The following is a 20,153-nucleotide window of genomic DNA, read 5'->3' on the forward strand; positions in this document are numbered from 1 at the left end:
ATTGGGCCTTAACAACTCGCGGCGGCAATCAATTTGATTTATTGGCTTCCGTAAATAATCACAGCGTTTGTAATAGTGTTTATGCCGGTGTGTGTGAGTAATGCTGGTAAATACTCCTTATGTTCTTAATGCCAATGGCGCTTTAGAAAGTATTCTGATGCCGGTTTTCCCTACCAGAAAACCAGCCAACATGTCGATCACTGAGCATGAACTTTATGAAGTAAACAGCGATGACCATGAGTGGCGCAAGAAATACCTAGACGAAATGCCGGGCTTTCTGTCCGGCTACTTTGGCCGCCGGTATGAAACATTATTCAATACCAAAGGGCGGCGTGTTGCTAATACATTTTTGCGTACCGCGGTAGGCGATAATGTATTACCAAGACTGAAAAAAGTTAGTGATAAATACAAAATCACGGCCTTTGCTGCTGACCATCTTCAACTCGCTATTTTTGACGATTTCGAAAAACTGCCAACGCTGGACCGCCAGCAGATCAGGAACCTTGCGCATAATGTCGCGATGTATATAGAAACCGCCTTTAATGGTTTTATCGATCGAGTTAAACCCTCACCAGATAGCGACGACGCGCTATTTAAAATCTATGCGGCCGTTGCTGATCTATTAACCCCTTTTAATATCACCCCGCCGTATTGGTCGCTTTATACCAATGAAAAAATGCATGACCGCCATATTTTATCGGCTATCGCCCGTATGACTTCCCCCACTTGGTGGACCAGTCAAATTAAGCGCCGCCGGGATTTACAGCGGGAACATTTATCAATTGCGGTTGGCCAAGTCCAAAAGGCAGCATCCGCTTATGTTAGCCGGACAACGCTAGGAGAGTGGAAAGAACAAAAAAAACGAAATTGGGAATTCTTTAAAAAACATGAGTTAGAAAATCAAGACGGCGATCGTGCTTCACTTGAAACGATGGTACTAGCCAGTAACGCTAATCCAGCCGTGCGGCGGGTTGAACTCATGGTAAGAATGAGGGGGTTTGAAGATCTTGCTGATGAGCTGGGCTGCGTAGGTGAATTCTATACCATCACCGCTCCATCTAAATATCACGCTGTACGGTCTTCAGGTGGCTTCAATCAAAAGTGGAACGGCTCAAGTCCGCGAGATACACAAAAGTACCTTTGCAACGTATGGGCGCGTATTCGTGCAGCCCTGAGTCGGGAGGATTTGCGCGTATTCGGGTTCCGCGTGGTTGAGCCACATCACGATGGAACACCGCATTGGCATATGTTGTTGTTTATGCCGCCTGAACATGTCGACGCAGTGAGAGATATCATGTGTTACCACGCCCGCATAGACGATTCTGAAGAACTACAAAGTGACCGCGCTCTAAAGGCCCGCTTTCATGTTGAGCCTATCGATAAAGAGAAAGGCAGTGCAACCGGTTATATAGCTAAATACATATCAAAAAATATTGATGGCTTTGCTCTAGATGGTGAGACCGACAACGAAACCGGGCAGGATTTAAAAGGCATGTCTAAATCTATTACCGCTTGGTCGAGCCGTTGGAAGATCCGCCAGTTTCAGCAAATCGGCGGCGCACCGGTCACGGTCTGGCGAGAATTACGGCGGGTGCGTGGTGACGAACAGATCTTTAATGATGCTGATATGGATAACGTGCGATTTGCTGCCGATATTGGCGATTGGTACGCATATACGGAGTTGCAAGGCGGCGCATTCGTTGCTCGTAAAAATCTTACCGTTCGTCTTTCTTATGAAACAATCGAAGAAGGTGGCGCATATGCGGAAGAGATCAAGAAGGTTCAAGGGGTATTCTCTCCCTATCTGGGTGTGTCGTCAGAGATAACAACGCGTACGGTAAAGTGGAAGATTGTCCCTAAGTCAGCCGCGTCAGCGGATGATGCCCTTAATATGGACCGCAACGCGGTCCCTTGGAGTTCTGTCAATAACTGTACGGAGCCACAGCGAAGGGTTAGCCGAAATATAGAGTTGCAGTTAAAAAGCCGGGGTGAAACTGGCGACCCGGAACAGGTTTCAATACTTATTCGTGGTGGAATTCTACGAACAGACCCCGGAAAGGGGCTGAGGATTGCAAATAATCAGCTTGTTGATGTGACCATGGGGTTAGATGTGGACCGGGTTTATGTTCCTGATAATTTCGGCAACGTGGAAAGGGTTTTTCTGAGGTTAGGTATCTAAAATATCTTACCTATTGTTATTTATATTATTTAATCTATAAGTGATATTTTTTCATTAAAGCATAGACAACAACCCAAAGTTGTTTTACTGTGTTTATATACAGTTATTTTTGGGGGCGGAATGGGATTATATTTTAAGCAATCGATGGCAGTTGAGCGGTCTGAATTGTTGGTACGGCTGATTGTTGACGCTCAGTGTTCAGAGAAAGATAAGGAGATTGCTATTGCTTGGATTGCTGATACCTTGGGAAATGATAAAAAGTTAAGTGAGCATAAAAAAAATAGTGAAACAGATAACGATGGTATTTTTCTGGAAGAATAATGAAGTCGATAAAAATTTATCAAGAAATTCTCTCAATAGGTTTTGATGTAAAATTTATATTTTTGATATATTCATGTTATGTACTACCTCTCAATAAGGAATGCCCCAAATTGAGAGGCAGTGAGTTATAGCTTAAAAAAATTGTATAAAAACTCAGTGGTGATTTTTATATACCTAGATTTTATATGATACTTATAGAAAATTAGCATCAAATTATATGTCTTTTTTTCTATATTTCATCCTCGTTGACTTGCTATCAAATTAGGCCGGGCTAGATTAATGTATAAAAATATGTATATGATAGGGTTATATTTATTTTTATACGGAGATTCAGTTATGACGCCTAATTCCTACACATCAGAATATCTATTGAATTTTTCTGAAGAAAGAAAATTATTTCAAGATGAAAATGATTTAATTAATGGACTTAAATTGAATAAGAATATAAAAATAACGATAGGTGATAAAAGTCATCTAATCGAGTTTAACGAACGTAAGTACGAATTAGATGTAAAGAAAATTAAATCTAGGGTAGATGTTATTAGAAATTATTTAATAAAAATATCAACTAAAGAAAAATGTGATTCACATGAAGAAAAAATATGTTTTAGAGATTTAAATTCTGAAGTTATAGAAACAATAAAAGAGCTACAACATTCACAGTTAAATACATTGCGTGATGACTTGTCTACAGAGTTTTCAATAGAGAGTTACAAGCACATACATGAAATAGAAAATAAAATGAGGAAGTTAATTACTATATTTATGTCAATAAAAGTTGGATTGGAGTGGGTTTCATCAAACACACCTAAGGATGTTATTGACTCTATTAAAAACCCAAATGATAAGAAAGATACGCAATCTTTAAATACTTTTCTATCTGATACTGATTTCATACAACTATCAAAATTCTTATTTGATAAATATAGTACTTTAAAAGTTAATGATGTACATAGAATTTTATCTAGCAAAAAGAAAGCAATTGATATCGAACAGTTAATGGAGTTTATTCCTCAGAGTAATTGGCAGCGGTATTTTGCACCAGATATAGATGGTGATAATAAGAATAGTAAAATTGATGAGCAAATAATAGATGCGTGGGAAATGCTTTATGATTTGCGTAATAAAATAGCCCATAATAGGTTCATTTCTTATGAGGATAAACAAAAAATAATAGCAAAAAAAGAAGAGGTAAATAGTGTCATTGATGATGCGTTAAGTAAAATTGATAATATTGAAGTAACTAATGAACAGAAGAATGAGATAACTTCAGAGTTGAAGTCAACAATAAAAGAAGAATTGGAGGTTGTTGCTACTGTTGAAGAAAACATCCCATCATCACCTAATGAAAAACTTATGTTGGAAGCAGAGCAAACAATAAAAAAACTGACAAAATATATATATATGGATATTTCCGAACACTATAAAAAAGAACTAAGAAGGCATAGAAATAATTTAAATAGAGCGATTGAAAATTTTAGGCGGGAACCGTCAAAGCAATTGGGTATTAATATGTTAGACTTGGAGTTGATTAGATCTAAGAAGTATTTGTTAACATTAAAAGATGTTATATAATTTTTATTACACTATGAGATAAATTTATTTTTTTAAATTTTAATCAGAAATATTATTACTGGTTTTTTAAAATCCCAGTTATTTGCTTATGCTAGTTATAACTAATCTTAATTACAGTTTATTATTATGCATGTCTATGCTGCATGAATCCGCATGAGCACCACGTTAGATAATTTACCTTGTAACCCCCAGTCAGGCGTGGTCCAAATCGGATCGCGCACTCGCATGAAAATCATTCAATCAAGTGCGGAGGCGTGGTGGGGGTACGATTGCGCGCGCTGAGTGATTTAGATGTAAAATCGCCCACTCAGGCCGCATCCTGTGCTATTCACTTTCATCCATTAAGCCAGTGAGTTGCTTCAAGTGGAGCCTTTGAGAATGGCGCACAGCTCGATATAACGCAGGCAATAAAAAACCGCCACGCGGCGGTTTAGTTTGTAGGGTTGATTATCAATCTGCAGGTAACTGATATTCTTTAAATCTGATCACTTCATCACCAAACCATTCGTTAAACTCTTTCATTCTTTCCTGTAGTGGTATCAGCTCATTCTGTACAAAAACCTGTGAGGCTTTCTTAACATCACCAAAGCCGCCAGTATTGTTAGGGATAATTCCCATCATCTGAGGTGGTACGCGGTGAGCGCTTAACATGTCGTCTCGTGTAACATTCTTAATGTTAAAAAACTCATCCTTAGCCGTGACTTCACTCAGTGGAATTATCTGTATGCCGTCTTTCTTACCATTGGGTGCATACATGAACAGATTGCGGAAGTTGCCACGCCCGCGCGCACTTTTCATTGCATTGCGGATATTATCAACATCAGTCTGATTCTGAGCCTGATCGGTTAAATACATGATGTAACCGGCGTGTTGTCCATTTTCAAAATACTTACGGCGAAATAGCGTCGCTGATTCATTAAGCCAGATAGAGTTCAGCGCTGATAAATATTCAGGAACGCCGTATACCTCCTGATTAATATCAGGTTCAGGTAGGTGAAATATACTGCCCTGCTCAAACTCATAAGCCTTATTCCATTCATTAACAAACCAGAAACTCTGCAGATCGATGCCCCGCCGGGTAAACTTAGCTAATGATGATTTAATTTCTAATGGTTGATGTAATTTGTTCTTTCTAACTTCTAGATAACCATTGCCAAAAATTAAGTAATCCAATGACCATCGGCTGAAATCCTGCTGTTTTAGCAGCTTATGGGGCAGAAATGTACTAACTAAAATATTTCGTTTTACATAGATAGGTGAGCTGTGATGAGTTGCAGCGCGAAAGGTACGCGATAAGCCTTCTAAGCTAACCGGCGGCTCATAATATTTATCTATTGCTACACATTCAACATAGCTAAGAAAATCATTGCGATCCATTACTGGCACTGGGTCACCAAAGGTTAGCTCGATCGGGCTGTGGTTTTTATTAGCCGGTTGCTTACTGGCCTTTAATGCCTCTTTCTTTAATTGACGCTTACTCATTTCCACGCTCCGAATTATTCCATTGGCATAAATATAATCTATTGAAAGTTTCGGCGGTCATTGAGTCTTGAATATCCTTGATTGACTCTTGATCCCAAAGGTTGCAACCCTGCTCCATGGCTTGGTAAATTGTAATTGATTGCCGCCACTGGCCATCTACGCAGAGTTGACCGTTATTAATATTTTTAATTGGAATATTTCCCTTGGGTATTTTTGTTTGTTTAATTAATGACCCATTCCAAATAGCAAAGCCTGATTCAGATTCTGAAACTGATGTATAGAATGTACTGCGATATTGGTTGTGTGCAGCTACACCTATAGCTATTTGATAAACGCTTTTTGGATCTTTCATCCACGCATACTCACTAACATAAACGTTTCCATGTAAGGCTGCGAAATGACTTTTTTCACCGTGAAAACCAATCATTGCGCCATTACTTAAATAGATATCTTTGTTTGTAGTGGTTAATTTAACGCCCACCTCTGCAGCAAATGAGGTTATGTAAGATCTAAGAACTAATGCGGCTTTCTGGCTTGTAGCTATAATTTGCTGATTACGGCCTGTAGTTAGTGAATCAATAAGGGCCTCTCGTGAGAAATAACTATCTGCTCCAACTTGTCTAGCTTTGGTGAGATTTCTCTTTCTTTGGCTTAATCCTGCGTGATACCAATCTAATTGATATTTAAAGGAATTTTTTAATAAATTATCTTGTAAATCATCAATCTGAGTTGGTGTGAATGAGTTGGCTTTCATTAGTATATTTCCACAATGTTAGAGTTTTGCTGCGTTGAACCTTCCAGCGGTTCATTAGATAAGGCGTGCATTGTCGCCCAAGCTAAATCAGCGTGGCTGGCTTCTTCACTGCGTGAGGCTTCATAAGTTGGGCGGTTTCCGCTGGCTGTTATCGCTTTGCGGATTGCCATAAATGATTGGGCTATATCGGTATAACCGGCATCAAACTCTAAGCGCCGATTAGTGATTACGTCTTTAGCTTTAAGGACTAGGGCATTTTTAACTGTTGGGTTATAGACAAACTCACGCGTAGCCGGGAAGAACTGTTTTACTAAATGATATACGCCATGCCCTACGCCGGTTGAGTCGATACCTATGTAAGTCACGTTATAGCGTTCAGTTATTTGCTTGATACTCTCCGCCTGTGCGGTGAAGTCCATCCCCCGCCATTGATGGCGCTCAAGAATACGAAATTTACCACCGGGTACAACTGGCGGAGCTATAACAACACATCCGGCACTATCGCCGTTAGCAGTTCCCTTGGCTGGGTCATAACCAACCCAGACTGGCCGGTAAGCAAATGGCCGGATCAGAAACTGGTTGTAGTCCTCCCATACCTCCATGCTATCAACCATACAGCGCTGCATTTCTTCCAATGGAAATACAGACGATAAATCATCGACAAACTCACACATCAGTAAGTTTTGGTAATCATGCGGCCCGTATTCCAACCTGAGCTGGTCAAGGTCAAACAGGTTACAGCCGCCGTTTATTGCATCCTCAACCGTGATGATTTGTCGATATTGACCATCCTGACAAAGAACACCTTTTCCTAAATGCGAATGTGTTAGATCGAGTTCAATACGATCAGCTTTAGGCCGTCCTCGGTTGAACAGTGCACCACTCCAGAACGGATAAGCGCTATGGGTTAGGCTGGATGGGGTTGAAAAATATGTTTGCCGCCATTTTTTATGCAGCGCCATACCGGATGAGACTTTTTTCAACTCAAGGAATTTCGGTATCCAGAAATATTCATCAAGGTATAGATTGCCGTGATAGCTCTGTGCTGTACGGGCGTTTGTACCAAGGAAGTACAGCATTGCACCGTTAGGCAGCGTGATCGGGTCACCACGCAAATCAACATCCACCTCTCGCGCAAATTCAATAATATATTGCTTAAATACGTGGGCCTGTGCCTTGGATGCTGATAAGAATATTTGATTACGCCCGGTAGCAAGGGCATCAATGAACGCCTCTCGAGCAAAGTAGTAGGTCGCACCTATTTGCCGTGATTTGAGAATGTTTCGGATCCGGTGTTGGTTTCCAGCTCGATACCAGTCGCGCTGATAATCAAACATAGAATCCATAAACAGGCCGTTTAATTTATCGATCTGCTCTTCTGTAAACTGGTTCTTTTCGGCTTGCTTTCGAGTGCCACTATTGCGGCTTTTGATGTTTGGATTTAAATCAGCCTCATTCCCGCCATTGTTAAATTTACCTATTCTTGCGTGTCGTTCAGCTTGTCGCCCTAAAAGGTCTATTTCCTTAAGGTCTCGGCCTTCCTTTTTGGGATTCATGATCAGTTGGCAATAACGCGCTGCAGTAGTTAACTGCATCTGATCTAAGGGGCCATAGCTGCCCCATTTATCGCGCTTTTTCCAGCTGTGGACAGTCGAAGGCTTCTCGCCAAGCATTTCAGCAATGCGCGCGATGCGTAGCCCTTGAAAGTAGAGGAACATTGCCTGACGGCGTGGATCCAGATCGGTATTTACGAGTGTCGTATTCATGCCGCAAGATTAGCGACCGTTTACCAACTTCACGATTAACCGCCATTGTGTGAATCCCTACACACAAGGCTTTTATTGTTTCTTATCCCTAATCCCCGCCAACATACCCGTTACTTATTTTTAGTTTGTTATTACTACATATATTTATTAACCGGGGCCTGTCGAATGGGTAAAAAATCAAAGTTTTTCCGTGTTGCTGTTGAAGGGGCGCTATGTGATGGGCGCACTTTAGAGCGTAAACACATCGAGCAAATGGCTGCAAATTATGATCCAAAAGTCTATTTGGCTCGCGCCAATCTTGAACACTTAAGAAGTGTTTACCCTGATAGCGTTTTTCGTAGCTATGGTGAAGTGCTGGCGGCTAAAACAGAGGAAGTTTCTGACGGTGCGCTGGCGGGTAAGTTAGCGCTATTGGTTCAGGTTGATGCCTCTGATGATTTGGTTGCACTAAATCAGTCAAAACAGAAGTTATCTACCAGCATTGAGTATTACGCAGAGTTTGCAGATACCGGTGAAGCCTATTTGGTTGGTCTGGCATTTACCGATAACCCCGCCAGTTTGGGAACTGAAATGATGATGTTCTGCGCCAATGCTCAGAGTAATCCGTTAGCCTCCCGAAAAACCAATTTATTAACCTCTTTTACTGAGGCGCAGGAAACTACGCTTGATTTCGAAATTGAGCCAGAACCCAAGCCGAGCCTTTTATCCATGGTGAAAGGGATGTTAGGTAAAAACAGCAAACAGCAAGCTGATATTCAAAGCGATGTATCAGGCGCTGTAGAGCTACTCACCTCACACCAACAAACTTTAGCCGATCGTATTTCTGCAATGGAAAAACTGCAGGCAGACGACTCGCAAAAATCACAGCTAGAGCAACTATCGAAAGACTTCACCGATCTGAGAACTCAGTTATCAATAGAAGATCGTAACTCAAGCCATCGCCCGCCAGCTACCGGCGGCGGCTCTTCAATCGTGACTGATTGCTAAGGAAAATTGATTAATGAAAACCCTTACCCGCAAAGCATATAACGGCTACTTAATCCAGCTCGCCAACCTGAATCATGTTGATGTTCAGGATTTATCTTCTAAATTTCCGGTAGATCCATCCGTCGAGCAGACTTTGGAAGAGAAAATCCAAGAATCAGCCGACTTCCTGAAAAATATCAATATTTCACCGGTAGATGATAAATCCGGTCAGGCTCTTGGCTTAGGTGCAGACCGCCCATGTGCGGGAACAACCGATACAACCACTCAAGAGCGCGAGCCAACCGACCCAACTAGCATGACTGCTGTTGAGTATGTTTGTGAGCAAACCAATTTTGATACGTCGTTAACCTATAACAAGTTGGATTTATGGGCTAAGAAAAAGAATTTTCAGCCAATTATCAGAGATTCAATTATTAAGCGTCAGGCTTTAGACCGGATCATGATCGGTTTCAATGGCGTTAAGCGTGAGAAAACATCTGATAAAACTACTAATAAGATGCTGCAGGATGTGAATGTTGGTTGGCTGCAGAAAATCAGAAATGACCGCCCAAGCCATGTTATGTCAGGTGTAACTGATGAATCCGGTCAGGTGATTGTAGATAAAATATATGTTGGCCCCGGTCATGATTATATCAACCTCGATGCTGTTGTAATGGATGCCGTTGATAACATTATTGCGGAACACTTCCAAGATGATGATCAGCTAGTGGTTATCTGTGGCCGTAAGTTACTCAGTGATAAATATTTCCCTCTGGTTAATAAAGAGCAAGAAAACACAGAGCAGCTAGCTGCAGGCTTAATTATCAGCCAAAAACGGTTAGGTGGTTTGTGGGCGGTTCGGGTGCCTTATTTCCCAGCTAACGCAATGTTAATTACCCGCTTAGATAACCTGTCTATCTACTGGCAAGAAGGGACGCGCCGCCGTTCAATTATCGACAATCCAAAGCGTGACCGTATCGAAAACTATGAGTCAGTGAATGAGGCTTACGTTGTTGAAGATTACGACTGTGCCGTTTTGATTGAAAACATTGTTATTGGCCCAAAAGCGGAAGTGATCGAAGAGCCAGAAGATGAAGCGCCGAAAACAGATGGCGCAGAGGCTTAATAATGACTAGTCCAGCTCGCCGTCATGTAGTCCGCGTTTCTGCTCAAGAGGCCGCCCGAAAGGGCGGCTCATATCAGTACGCCAGCGCATATGAACTGATGTTGGTTAAGTTAAATGCCGATCGCCAGCGGTTGCGGTTAGTCCAATCTGTAGAGAAAAAGGCAGAACTTAAGAAAAAGTTATTGCCTGAGTACTCGCCGTGGGTGGCCGGGGTTTTATCGCACGGTATAGGCCATCAGGATGATGTTGTTATGTTTATCATGATTTGGCGTATTGATACCGGTGACTTGTCCGGTGCGTTGGATATCGCTGAGTATGCCCTAAAACATGATCTTGCCATGCCCACGCGATTTAATCGCCAGACTGCCTGCGCAATTGCTGAAGAGGTTGCCGAATATGGATCTCGTAGTTATGGGGCTAAATTGCCGGTTGATTTACCTCTACTGATGCGAGCCTTAGAGCTAACTGATGGCAAAGATATGCCTGATGAAGTCAGAGCCAAGCTGCATAAGATTATTGGCTTTGCTGAACGCTCACGAAATAACCCTGTTATCGCCCTTAATCATTTAACTCGCGCCTTACATTTGCATAGTAAATGCGGTGTGAAAAAGGATATCGACGGGTTAGAGAGAGAGATAAGAAACGCCGCTAAAAGCGGATAAAAGAACGTGCCAACGCGCGGGGCGGCACGGGTAAGTGTTGAATTAAACGCTTATTCCGTCCACCGCCCAACCTAACAGGGAATAACATGAAATTTATTACCGCTAATCCACCGCCAGAAAATGAAGAGCCAATCGTTAATACCAATTTTTGGCCCTCTGTTGATTTGGCTGATTTACGGGATGTTATGCGTATTGATGGAACCGTATCTACTCAACGGCTCCGGCATATTGCGTTAAATGAAATTGCCAGTGTGAATGGTGAGCTTTTTGTCTGGCGAGATGAGCAAAAAGCTAAAGGTTACTCGTCTTTAAGTGCCGTTCCGGCGGATTCCATTGGCGGCCATAGCATCCATTTATTCAGATATAAGCAGGCCGTGTATTGTAAGACCAAAGCCGGGTTACTTGAACGTTACCGGGATTATGACGCGACCAATTCAGGCAACCAGAAAGCTGAGGAAATGCCGGATTCTATTGATGATTTACGCCGTGATGCGGCTTGGGCCATTAGCGAGATCCAAGGCTTGCCTCATAGCACCGTTGAATTGATATGAAAGTTATCGCACATCAGGGAGATACCGTGGATGCCATCTGTTGGCGGTATTACCAGCGTACAGCCGGTGTCACTGAGTTAGTGTTAAGAGCTAATCCTGGTCTATCAGATCTTGGTGTGATTATTCCGCATGGCACACCGGTAGAACTACCGGATATCGCGCCGGTAACAAATAGAAAAATGGTACAGCTATGGGATTAGTTGAGCGCTTGATTTTGGATATATCTAACTGGCTGGATCGTCATATCACAAATCTTAGCTACTCAATGTCTGTTCTTGTTACCACTTGCGGTGCGATGACATTGCAAGAATGGATGTATGTAACAGGGATCGCTGTGGCAATCGGTACGTTCTTTGTTAATTGGCACTATCGCCGGAAAACAGCACGGATATTAAAAGATTTAGGAATAAGTCAGAGGATTTATGAAGAAACTAACAGGTAGTGCCTGCGTTATTACTGCAGTATTAGGTATTTTCTGGACGCTGCCCGGCGCGGATTCGTTGCGGGTTAGTGATGATGCTATCCAACTTATTGCTGAATTTGAAGGCTGTAGAACTAATGCCTATCAATGTTCAGCCGGTGTCTGGACAAATGGAATCGGTCATACCAAAGGCGTTAAACGTGGTGATACAGCAACAACAGATAAGATCGCTAGATTCTTGATTGAGGATATTACTGATGCTGAACGTTGCGTTATGTCTAAGTTAAATGGCGAAAATATGCCTCAGAGTGTTTTAGATGCCAGCGCATCGTTAGTACTGAATGTTGGCTGTCAGGCGGCAATATATAATCGAAAACAAAAAAGGCCAACCTATTTAGCAGCGCATGCAACTCAACGAAACTGGCGCGCCATGTGTAATGAGTTCGGCGGCTTTAAATATGCAGCCGGAAAAGTTTCGCCGGGATTAGAACGCCGGAGGGCTGCTGAAACTAAATTATGTTTATCGGGGGTTCGGTGATGAAACTAACCGCTGTATTTATTATTTCTATTATCGCTGCTGTTATTTTCTTGTTATGGCGGGTTGATTATTTATCCGCTAAATGGGACAACGCAAAATTACTGATTAATACCCGTGATAACACCATTAATGAATTAAATAAAAGCATTGAAAAATTGGCTTCATTAAAGCGTGATAATGATAAGGCTCAGGTTATTCATCAACAGCAATTAACGAAAACAACTGAACGGCTTAATATCAAAAATAAGCAATTACAGAGACTGACTCATGAAAACGAAATGTTACGCGACTGGTTTAATTCTGGCTTGCCTCCTGATGTTATCAGGTTGCGCCAAAGGCCCGCCATCAACGGCGCGTCAGATTATCGTAAATGGTTGTCCGAGCGTGACAGCTTGCCAGTTTCCGGCCCAGAATCCATTCACTAACGGTGATCTGGATGATGTGGCGAATCAGTTAGAGTTGGCGCTATATCAGTGCGCTGAAAAGGTTGATATGATTTTAAATTGCCAGCGAGATATTAATAATGATAAAGCCGGATTCTCTGAGGGATATGCTCAATAAGAGTGTTGATTTTGTCCGTAAATCACCTGAGAGCCTACATGTATTTATTAAAGACGGAAAAGTTATTTCTACGTTGGGTCCTTCACTATCATTCGAATATCAGTATGTGATGAATATATTGATTACTGATTATTCAGGTGACGCCAATTTATTAATCGTACCGATCTTGTATTGGCTGAGAAAAAATCAGCCAGATATATTAACTGCTGAATCTGACGGCTTTAGATTTGAGGTCGATTTTCTGAATCATCAACAACAGGATATTGATATTTCATTACGGCTAACGGAGCGCGTTATTGCCAGTATGAAAGATGGCGCTATTTTTATTCAAAATATTCCTGAACCACCACCACCTATTAGTGATGAATGGGCTATGCCATGAGTGACTTACATCAGGTAGATCAAGCCATTGCCGCATTAATTAACCGGACATCACCTGCAAGTCGCCGCAAGATGAACTCTGCGTTAGTGCGAAAGTTACGCCAGCGCCAGCAGATAAGTATCCAGAAACAGCAAGCCCCGGACGGAACGCCTTACGCCCCACGAAAAAATAAGAAGCCGGGCAAGCGGGTAATGTTCCGCCGGTTACGTACCGTTCGTTTTATGAAAACGCGATCTACGCCCGATGATATGACTATTTCATTTACTCAGGGTGTGCAGAATATAGCGCGGATCCATCATTATGGGCTGAGAGAGAAAATAGAAACCAGAGGGCGGAAACTTGAAATTAAATACGCTCGGCGGCAGTTGATTGGTCTTACTCATCATGATGTGGAAATTATCGGTGATTCAATTATCGATTTTCTCAGTAAATAAATTCAATTTGTGTCACCTCTGGCACACCTTTAATTAATCCAAAAATTGTCAGGTAATCGGCACACTACCCGTTATGAATAATCTTGATGTAATAACCGACCTGAGAAGGCGTTTAGATAATTTATTGCGTGTTGGTGTTATATCTGCGCTCGATCCTGCTCGTCCATATTGTCGGGTTAAAACCGGGGAGCTTGAGACCGGCTGGATAAAATGGATATGTCAGCGTGCCGGGGGCGATTCTGATTGGTGGCCACCAACGGTAGGCGAACAATCTCTATTATTGTGTTTGGGGGGCGAACTGACGACGGCCTTTGCTTTGGTGGGTATTTATTCCGACGATCATCCGCCGCCGTCCCTGTCACCAACGGCCCGGAAAATTAAGTTTTCTGATGGTGCAGTTATTGAGTATGAGGCCGCAACCAGTACGTTAAACGTTGATGGAGCCAAGACAGTTTTAATTGATAACGCCGATCTGATAACTGCCAATGCAGGAACCAAGATAATGCTTAACTCGCCGGTTGTTGAGTGTTCAAGTTTATTAATCACTCAATCTCTGCAGGTGAACGGCGGCGGGACGATGAAAGGCAATATTAATCATAGTGGCGGCAGTTTCTCATCAAATGGCGTGGTTGTTGATACTCATATTCATGATGGTGTTAAACAGGGCAGTGATTCATCAGGGAGGCCGAGATAATGTATTTAGGTATGAACGCCGATACCGGGCGCAGTATTTCCGATTTGGATCATATCCGCCAGTCGGTGAAAGATATCATTATTACACCGATTGGCTCCAGAATTGCCCGCCGGGAATACGGTTCATTGCTGTTCAGGCTCATTGACCAACCCCAAAATGATGTAACCCGATTAAGAATGATGTCAGCTATTTATAGTGCTCTCACCCGGTGGGAATCTCGCATTCAGCTAACCGATATTGATGTACAGCCTTCTTTTGATGGAACGATGGTTGTTACGTTTAGTGGTAAGCGAATAGATACAGATATGAACGTTAATTTTGAACTGCCAATAGGGGGCTAGCGATGAGTGGCGCTATTGATTTAAACCAGTTACCCGCCCCTGATGTGATTGAGTCATTGGATTTTGAAGTAATTTTTCAAGAGCGAAAGCAGCGGTTAATTTCACTTTATCCAGAAGAACAGCAGTCCAATGTTGAGGCGACATTGCAGTTTGAATCTGAGCCAATCGTTAAGCTACTGCAGGAGAATGCTTACCGTGAGTTGGTGCTCAGACAGCGAGTTAATGAGGCCGCACGCGCCGTGATGGTTGCTTATTCTGGCGGTAATGACTTGGATAACTTAGCGGCAAATTACAATGTTGAACGTCTTGTTATTCATCCTGCAGATAGTAAGTCCATTCCCCCGGTTGCTGCAGTGATGGAGTCTGATAGTGATTTAAGGCTGAGATTGCCTCAAGCCTTTGAGGGGATGAGCGTTGCCGGGCCTACTGGCGCTTATGAGTTTCATGCCAGAAGCGCTGATGGTAGGGTGTCTGATGTGTCAGCAATCAGCCCGCGCCCGGCTGAGGTATTAATATCAGTTTTATCCAGAGAAGGCACCGGTCAGGCAAGTAGCGATCTTATTTCAATTATTAATAAAGCGCTTAATGATGAGAACGTGCGCCCGGTTGCTGACCGTGTGACGGTTCAATCAGCGGAAATAATTAAATATCAAATAGAAGCCAATTTATGGTTTTATCCGGGGCCTGAGTCTGAGCCTGTGCGATTAGCGGCAGAAAATAAGCTAAGGGAATATATAGCAATACAACGGCGGTTAGGCCGGGATATTAGGAAAAGTGCTATTTATGCCGCCTTAACCGTTGAAGGAGTCCAGCGCGTTGAGTTAATCAGCCCGGCTGAGGATGTGGTTTTGGATAAGACTCAGGCGGCTTATTGTTCCTCATATCAAATTGGTTTTGGTGGATATGATGAGTAATCAGTTATTGCCTACTGGCTCATCTTTGTTGGAAATCGCAGCTGCAAAAGCGTTAGCTGATATCGATCAGCTCTCAGTGCCTCTGAGGGAACTTTGGGATCCAAACCTTTGCCCTGCTAATTTTCTGCCTTATTTGGCTTGGGCTTTCTCTGTCGATTATTGGGATAGTAACTGGCCCGAACAGGTGAAACGTAATGCTGTTTCTGCGTCTTATTATATTCACCGGCACAAAGGCACTATTGCCGCCATTCGCCGAGTTGTTGAACCATTGGGTTATTTAATCCGTGTTGTTGAATGGTGGAAATCTGGTGATATTCCGGGAACATTTCGGCTTGATGTTGGTGTCTTGGAAACGGGTATCACTGATGAAATGTATCGGGAGTTAGAGCGGTTAATTAATGATGCAAAACCCTGCAGCCGCCACCTTATCGGACTCTCGATTAATTTAGAAACTCAGGGCCGCGCTTATATTGCTTGTTCTAGTTATAGCGGGGATGAATTAACTATATATCCATACGTGCCGGATGAAATTGTTATTAGCAGTAATATTAATACGGCTGGCGTACTTCACTTAATAGACATAATGAGAATAGAGTAATGACAAGTAAATATTATGTGATTCTAACCGCAATTGGTGCAGCTAAGTTGGCTAATGCTACCGCCTTGGGTGCTCAGTTAGAAATTACCCATATGGCTATTGGTGATGGTGGTGGAGTAGTTCCTAATCCTGATGCCACACAAATCAAATTAGTGAATGAGTGCTACAGGGCCCAATTAAACTCATTGTCTGTGGATGGAAACAACCAGAATCAGATTATTGCCGAAATGGTTTTACCCGAGACTATAGGCGGCTGGTATATCAGAGAAACCGGACTTTATGATTCCGCTGGCGATCTGATTGCTGTAGCTAATGCCCCTGAATCCTATAAGCCGCAATTACAGGAAGGATCTGGCCGTACACAGGTTGTACGGATGGTTTTGATTGTTAGCAGCTCAACCAATGTATCATTGAAGATTGATCCTGCTGTAGTGCTGGCAACTCGTCAGCATGTTGAACAGTCAATTTCAGCGCTTGAACTGAGAATGAAAACGGCTCTTAGTGATCATGAGGAATCAAGGAACCATCCTGATGCGACTTTGACCAATAAGGGCTTAATTCAACTTGCGTCTGGTAATGATGTTTTTAATGGAATTAATAATAAAAAAGCGTTAACTCCTAATTTACTTCAAGTTAAAGGTTACTTTCATTCTCAGGTTAATAAGCAGGATATCAGCCAATTTACCTTTAGCGATTTTGGGCGTCGCGTATGGGTTGATTCTGACTCTCCGTCTGCATTTACATTGCCAGACATCAGCAAGATTGGCTGTAGTGGGCAAACTATCACGATCTGGAATGTTAAAGATGCGAACATTACCATCTCGGTTGGTAATGAAAGTAATAACATATCAATACCTATGTCCACGGTAAAAATGCTGACATTAAAACCTACTGAAAGCGCCACATTTATTGTTGAGCAGAATAAGGTATGGCATGCCACGGGGGATGGAGTCTTAAAACACTCAATAATGTTTGGTGCAAATCTTGCACAAAATGGGTGGAAGAGAGAGCCATCAGGGTTGCTTACTCAATGGGGATCGGCAATTGGGAGTAATGGATTATCGAATGTAACGTTTCCGATCGCTTTCTCTAATCGCCCATTTACGATAATTTTTGGTTTTCGAGAGGGGGCCTATCCTACGTATGCACAATCTATAGTATTGGATGACACAGCAACAACAAATGTAGGATTTAGATGTAGAACAATGATGGCAACTTATCCTGCGTCGAATTCAGCAAGTGCCTACTTCTGGCGTGCAGAGGGTGTATAAAATGTATAATTATAGCGCGAAAAATAACGCATTCTATCCAGACTCAGAGAGGTCCAATTATGAGTTATACGACTCTTGGCCTAATGACTGCGTTTCAGTTCCCGATTCCATTTATAGTGAGTTTGCAGCATTTGAGCCACCGATTGGTAAAGTACGGACCGCTGGCAGTGATGGGTTGCCGTACTGGAACGATATTCCTAAAGCGACAAAAGCCGAGCTTATCGCGATTGCTGATGCTGAAAAATTTGCTTATTTGGCATTAGCAAATGAGAAAATAGCACCTATGGCTGATGCAGTTGATCTAGAAATGGCCACGAATGAAGAAATAAGACAACTTAAAGAGTGGAAGATATACCGTGTATTATTAACTCGAATTGATACCGGTACGGCCCCAGATATCATCTGGCCCACTCAACCAGAATAATCAGATTGTGCCAGCAATGGCACACATCCAATAAGCTGCGCTCTTCTTATCCTTTCCTCATTATATCCGGTGACATTCTTTGTTCACCGGAGAACTATTTTAATGGCTCAAGATTATCATCACGGCGTACGCGTTCAGGAAATTAATGAAGGAACGCGTACTATCAGAACTATCAGCACTGCAATTGTTGGCATGGTCTGCACCGCTAATGATGCTGATGAAAAAATATTTCCATATGACACGCCGGTTTTACTCACCGATATCAATAAAGCCATCGGGAGTGCTGGCGAAGCTGGAACGCTTGCCCGATCTCTTGATGCTATCGCAGATCAGACTAAGCCGGTCACGGTTGTTGTTCGTGTGAAAGAGGCTGAAACGGAAGAGGAAACTACCTCAAATATTATTGGTGGCAATGTTGCTGGCCGTAATACAGGTATGAAAGCCTTACTTTCAGCACAAACACGACTAGGTGTAACGCCACGTATTTTGGGTGTTCCGGGTCTTGATAACGAGTATGTATCAGCGGAACTAGCCTCTATTTGTCAGTCATTGCGGGCGTTTGGTTATATCAGCGCTCACGGCTGCGAGAGTAAAGAAGAGGCAATGTTATACCGGCAGGGGTTCAGTCAGCGCGAACTAATGTTGATTTGGCCTGATTTTATTAACTGGGATACCGTTAAAAATCAAGAGGCCACAGCCTACGCCACCGCCCGCGCTTTGGGGTTACGCGCCAAGCTGGATGAGGAAATCGGCTGGCACAAAACCTTATCAAACATTGGTGTAAATGGCGTGACCGGGATTAGCCATGATGTTTATTGGGCGCTCCAGAATCCCGCCACTGATGCAGGGCTGTTAAATGAAAATGATATTACTACCTTAATTCGTAGTGATGGCTATCGTTTTTGGGGGTCCCGTACCTGTTCTGATGATCCGCTTTTTGCATTTGAAAACTATACCCGTTCGGCTCAGGTTCTGGCGGATACGATGGCAGAGGCTCACATGTGGGCGGTCGATAAGCCATTAACGCCAACTCTGGCAAAAGACATTATCGAAGGCATTCGGGCCAAGCTGCGTGAGCTGGTTTCTACCGGCTACCTGTTAGGCGGTGATTGTTGGTATGACGATTCGGTCAATGATAAAGACACATTGAAAGCCGGTAAGTTATATCTGGACTACGACTACACGCCTATCCCTCCACTGGAAAACCTAATGTTCCGTCAGAGAATCACTGATTCTTATCTGATGAACTTTGGACAATCTTTAAATAGCTAGGGTGAAACATGGCATTACCAAGAAAACTTAAATACCTCAACACGTTCGTTGATGGTGATAACTGGGTTGGTGTTATTGAATCCATGACCCTACCTAAGCTGACTCGTAAGTTAGAGAACTACCGAGGCGGCGGAATGAATGGTTCTGCACCTGCTGATCTGGGGCTGGATGATGATGCGTTATCGCTGGAATGGGCTATTGGTGGTCTTCATCCACTTATCTATAAACAGCTTGGCGCGCCAACTGCTGCCGCAGTACCTATCCGTTTTATGGGGTCGTATCAGCGGGATGATACCGGTGATACTTCTGCGGTAGAGGTTGTGATGCGTGGCCGTCATAAAGAGGTTGATGGCGGCGAGTTAAAGCAAGGTGAGAACACATCGACCAAGATCAGCACTATCTGCACGTATTACAAATTGGCCATTGATGGTGAGGATATCGTTGAAATCGACACTATCAATATGATTGAAATTATCGGCGGTGATGACCGCTTAAAACAGCACCGGAAAAACATCGGGCTGTAATTCATTTAATTATCACATTTAAGCGCGTCAACTGGCGCGCTATCACAATATAAATTGGAGTAGATACAAATGGCGAAAGATAAAGGTACGGTAAAAGTAGTAGAGCCAGTAACGCTGGATACGCCTATTCAACGCGGTGATACCGAAATTACGCAGGTCTATGTTAAGAAGCCTAATTCCGGCTCTCTGCGCGGTACTTCCCTAACTGACTTAATGGGGATGGATGTTGTTGGCCTGATTAAAGTCTTGCCTCGTATAACCAACCCCGCACTGACAGAAGTCGAAGTTCAGAATATGGACCCTGCCGATCTGGTTCAGTTGGGTAGTGAACTTGTTGGTTTTTTGCTACCGAAATCAGCGCTGCCGGGATACCAAGAGGATTAACCGTTAATGATCT

At 42.8% G+C, this 20,153-nt stretch carries 26 protein-coding genes; 23 read left to right on the forward strand and 3 right to left on the reverse strand.

Annotation, left to right across the window (positions count from 1 at the left end):
• Positions 1–100 precede the first annotated feature (100 nt).
• The 3 genes from GOL65_RS13955 to GOL65_RS13965 all read left to right on the forward strand — a co-directional run bounded on the left by GOL65_RS13955 (position 101) and on the right by GOL65_RS13965 (position 4,075).
• Positions 101–2,179 carry a replication endonuclease gene (locus tag GOL65_RS13955; RefSeq protein WP_179038393.1) on the forward strand — a complete coding sequence of 693 codons (2,079 nt, stop codon included), beginning with the start codon at positions 101–103 and terminating at the stop codon, positions 2,177–2,179.
• Between the two features lie 120 nt (positions 2,180–2,299).
• Entirely contained in the window at positions 2,300–2,500 is a 201-nt protein-coding gene (locus GOL65_RS13960; protein WP_179038394.1) for a hypothetical protein, read from the forward strand.
• Between the two features lie 336 nt (positions 2,501–2,836).
• Positions 2,837–4,075, forward strand: a complete 1,239-nt coding sequence (locus tag GOL65_RS13965) for a HEPN domain-containing protein (RefSeq protein ID WP_179038395.1) — start codon at positions 2,837–2,839, stop codon at positions 4,073–4,075.
• 450 nt (positions 4,076–4,525) lie between these two features.
• Here GOL65_RS13965 and GOL65_RS13970 read toward each other — a convergent pair whose 3' ends face one another.
• The 3 genes from GOL65_RS13970 to GOL65_RS13980 are packed head-to-tail and all read right to left on the reverse strand — an operon-like array spanning position 4,526 to position 8,077.
• Positions 4,526–5,557, reverse strand: a complete 1,032-nt coding sequence (locus tag GOL65_RS13970) for a phage portal protein (protein WP_029094709.1) — start codon at positions 5,555–5,557, stop codon at positions 4,526–4,528.
• Positions 5,550–6,311 carry a terminase large subunit domain-containing protein gene (locus tag GOL65_RS13975; RefSeq protein WP_179038396.1) on the reverse strand — a complete coding sequence of 254 codons (762 nt, stop codon included), beginning with the start codon at positions 6,309–6,311 and terminating at the stop codon, positions 5,550–5,552. Before GOL65_RS13975 ends, GOL65_RS13970 begins: the two co-directional genes overlap by 8 nt.
• Positions 6,311–8,077, reverse strand: a complete 1,767-nt coding sequence (locus GOL65_RS13980; RefSeq protein ID WP_179038397.1) for a terminase ATPase subunit family protein — start codon at positions 8,075–8,077, stop codon at positions 6,311–6,313. The genes GOL65_RS13975 and GOL65_RS13980 overlap by 1 nt, the downstream gene beginning before the upstream one ends.
• A gap of 165 nt (positions 8,078–8,242) precedes the next feature.
• On the opposite strand from GOL65_RS13980, the gene GOL65_RS13985 reads away from it, so the two are divergent.
• From GOL65_RS13985 to GOL65_RS14075, 20 genes are all read left to right on the forward strand, one after another.
• On the forward strand, positions 8,243–9,064 hold the full coding sequence (locus tag GOL65_RS13985; RefSeq protein ID WP_179038398.1) for a GPO family capsid scaffolding protein: 822 nt from the start codon (positions 8,243–8,245) through the stop codon (positions 9,062–9,064).
• A 13-nt stretch (positions 9,065–9,077) separates the two neighbouring features.
• Positions 9,078–10,169, forward strand: coding sequence for a phage major capsid protein, P2 family (locus GOL65_RS13990; protein ID WP_179038399.1), 1,092 nt, complete (start codon positions 9,078–9,080; stop codon positions 10,167–10,169).
• Between the two features lie 2 nt (positions 10,170–10,171).
• Complete coding sequence (gene gpM, locus GOL65_RS13995) at positions 10,172–10,831, forward strand: phage terminase small subunit (RefSeq protein WP_029094713.1); 660 nt, start codon at positions 10,172–10,174, stop codon at positions 10,829–10,831.
• Between the two features lie 86 nt (positions 10,832–10,917).
• Positions 10,918–11,382: a head completion/stabilization protein gene (locus GOL65_RS14000; RefSeq protein WP_179038400.1), complete on the forward strand. Its 465-nt coding sequence runs from the start codon at positions 10,918–10,920 to the stop codon at positions 11,380–11,382.
• Complete coding sequence (locus tag GOL65_RS14005) at positions 11,379–11,582, forward strand: tail protein X (RefSeq protein WP_179038401.1); 204 nt, start codon at positions 11,379–11,381, stop codon at positions 11,580–11,582. The genes GOL65_RS14000 and GOL65_RS14005 overlap by 4 nt, the downstream gene beginning before the upstream one ends.
• Positions 11,573–11,824, forward strand: coding sequence for an HP1 family phage holin (locus GOL65_RS14010; RefSeq protein WP_179038402.1), 252 nt, complete (start codon positions 11,573–11,575; stop codon positions 11,822–11,824). The genes GOL65_RS14005 and GOL65_RS14010 overlap by 10 nt, the downstream gene beginning before the upstream one ends.
• Complete coding sequence (locus GOL65_RS14015) at positions 11,805–12,341, forward strand: lysozyme (protein WP_179038403.1); 537 nt, start codon at positions 11,805–11,807, stop codon at positions 12,339–12,341. Before GOL65_RS14010 ends, GOL65_RS14015 begins: the two co-directional genes overlap by 20 nt.
• Positions 12,341–12,766: an Rz-like lysis system protein LysB gene (gene lysB, locus GOL65_RS22260; protein WP_179038404.1), complete on the forward strand. Its 426-nt coding sequence runs from the start codon at positions 12,341–12,343 to the stop codon at positions 12,764–12,766. The genes GOL65_RS14015 and lysB overlap by 1 nt, the downstream gene beginning before the upstream one ends.
• Entirely contained in the window at positions 12,657–12,902 is a 246-nt protein-coding gene (gene lysC, locus GOL65_RS22070) for an Rz1-like lysis system protein LysC (protein ID WP_267313826.1), read from the forward strand. Before lysB ends, lysC begins: the two co-directional genes overlap by 110 nt.
• Positions 12,865–13,284, forward strand: coding sequence for a phage tail protein (locus GOL65_RS14025; RefSeq protein WP_179038405.1), 420 nt, complete (start codon positions 12,865–12,867; stop codon positions 13,282–13,284). Before lysC ends, GOL65_RS14025 begins: the two co-directional genes overlap by 38 nt.
• The gene (locus GOL65_RS14030; RefSeq protein ID WP_179038406.1) at positions 13,281–13,718 is read left to right on the forward strand and encodes a phage virion morphogenesis protein; all 438 of its coding nucleotides are present in this window, start codon (positions 13,281–13,283) and stop codon (positions 13,716–13,718) included. The genes GOL65_RS14025 and GOL65_RS14030 overlap by 4 nt, the downstream gene beginning before the upstream one ends.
• 73 nt (positions 13,719–13,791) lie before the next feature.
• Positions 13,792–14,412, forward strand: coding sequence for a phage baseplate assembly protein V (locus GOL65_RS14035; RefSeq protein ID WP_179038407.1), 621 nt, complete (start codon positions 13,792–13,794; stop codon positions 14,410–14,412).
• Positions 14,412–14,753, forward strand: a complete 342-nt coding sequence (locus tag GOL65_RS14040; protein ID WP_179038408.1) for a GPW/gp25 family protein — start codon at positions 14,412–14,414, stop codon at positions 14,751–14,753. Before GOL65_RS14035 ends, GOL65_RS14040 begins: the two co-directional genes overlap by 1 nt.
• 2 nt (positions 14,754–14,755) lie before the next feature.
• Positions 14,756–15,667 carry a baseplate assembly protein gene (locus GOL65_RS14045; RefSeq protein WP_179038409.1) on the forward strand — a complete coding sequence of 304 codons (912 nt, stop codon included), beginning with the start codon at positions 14,756–14,758 and terminating at the stop codon, positions 15,665–15,667.
• Positions 15,660–16,265 (forward strand): phage tail protein I, encoded by a 606-nt coding sequence (locus GOL65_RS14050; RefSeq protein ID WP_179038410.1) that lies wholly within the window; start codon positions 15,660–15,662, stop codon positions 16,263–16,265. The genes GOL65_RS14045 and GOL65_RS14050 overlap by 8 nt, the downstream gene beginning before the upstream one ends.
• Positions 16,265–17,536, forward strand: coding sequence for a phage tail protein (locus tag GOL65_RS14055; protein ID WP_179038411.1), 1,272 nt, complete (start codon positions 16,265–16,267; stop codon positions 17,534–17,536). The genes GOL65_RS14050 and GOL65_RS14055 overlap by 1 nt, the downstream gene beginning before the upstream one ends.
• Before the next feature lies 1 nt (position 17,537).
• Positions 17,538–17,960, forward strand: a complete 423-nt coding sequence (locus GOL65_RS14060; RefSeq protein ID WP_179038412.1) for a tail fiber assembly protein — start codon at positions 17,538–17,540, stop codon at positions 17,958–17,960.
• Between the two features lie 102 nt (positions 17,961–18,062).
• The gene (locus tag GOL65_RS14065) at positions 18,063–19,232 is read left to right on the forward strand and encodes a phage tail sheath protein (protein ID WP_179038413.1); all 1,170 of its coding nucleotides are present in this window, start codon (positions 18,063–18,065) and stop codon (positions 19,230–19,232) included.
• A gap of 8 nt (positions 19,233–19,240) precedes the next feature.
• The gene (locus GOL65_RS14070; protein WP_179038414.1) at positions 19,241–19,756 is read left to right on the forward strand and encodes a phage major tail tube protein; all 516 of its coding nucleotides are present in this window, start codon (positions 19,241–19,243) and stop codon (positions 19,754–19,756) included.
• A gap of 69 nt (positions 19,757–19,825) precedes the next feature.
• The gene (locus tag GOL65_RS14075) at positions 19,826–20,140 is read left to right on the forward strand and encodes a phage tail assembly protein (RefSeq protein ID WP_179038415.1); all 315 of its coding nucleotides are present in this window, start codon (positions 19,826–19,828) and stop codon (positions 20,138–20,140) included.
• Positions 20,141–20,153: the final 13 nt, after the last annotated feature.

The organism is Limnobaculum xujianqingii, assembly GCF_013394855.1.
Lineage (GTDB): Bacteria > Pseudomonadota > Gammaproteobacteria > Enterobacterales > Enterobacteriaceae > Limnobaculum > Limnobaculum xujianqingii.